Here is a 608-nt window from a genome sequence, read left to right as displayed (position 1 = left end):
CATGAGGTGTCTGGTGTGTTCGAGTGCGGTCAGTGACATGTAGCGTTTTTGTTGGATCCAATCGTCGTGTTGCTCGGCTAGGACCGCACCGACAAGCCGGATGATGGATTCTCGGTTCGGGAAGATGCCCACAACATCGGTGCGCCGGCGGATTTCCCGGTTTAACCGTTCTGTGGGGTTATTCGACCAGACCTTCGACCACACCGACTTCGGGGCTGCGGTAAACGCCAGTACTTCATCGAGTGATTCCTCCAGATAGGTCGCAACTTGCGGGAACTTCGGCTCTATTAGATCGACTACCTCACGGGCTTGGGACCAGGTGGATTGGGCATCTGGTTGTTGAAAGATGGTCTGGAACATTGCAGAGACCATAGGCCACTGTGTCTTCGGGACCTTCTCGTAAAGGTTCTTCGCAAAATGGGTGCGGCAGCGCTGCCACGACGCATCAGGTAGCACTTCGGAAATGGCGTGCTGGATGCCTTCGTGGGCATCACTGGTAACCAAGTAGACATCGGAAAGCCCACGAGCTTTTAAGTCTTGGAAGAAGCCTTTCCACGACGCGTTGGATTCCGTGGTGGCGACATGCATGCCAAGCATCTCGCGATACC

1 protein-coding gene is annotated in these 608 nt (G+C 54.9%); it reads right to left on the bottom strand.

Features of this window, described 5'->3' with window-relative positions; all coding sequences use genetic code 11:
• Positions 1-608: IS256 family transposase (locus tag ABRP86_RS11540; RefSeq protein WP_349864480.1), on the bottom strand; the 608-nt coding region annotated here is incomplete at both ends.

The organism is Corynebacterium sp. KPL3927, from assembly GCF_040225835.1.
Classification (GTDB): Bacteria; Actinomycetota; Actinomycetes; order Mycobacteriales; family Mycobacteriaceae; genus Corynebacterium.
This window is presented reverse-complemented; position numbering and strand designations above follow the sequence as displayed.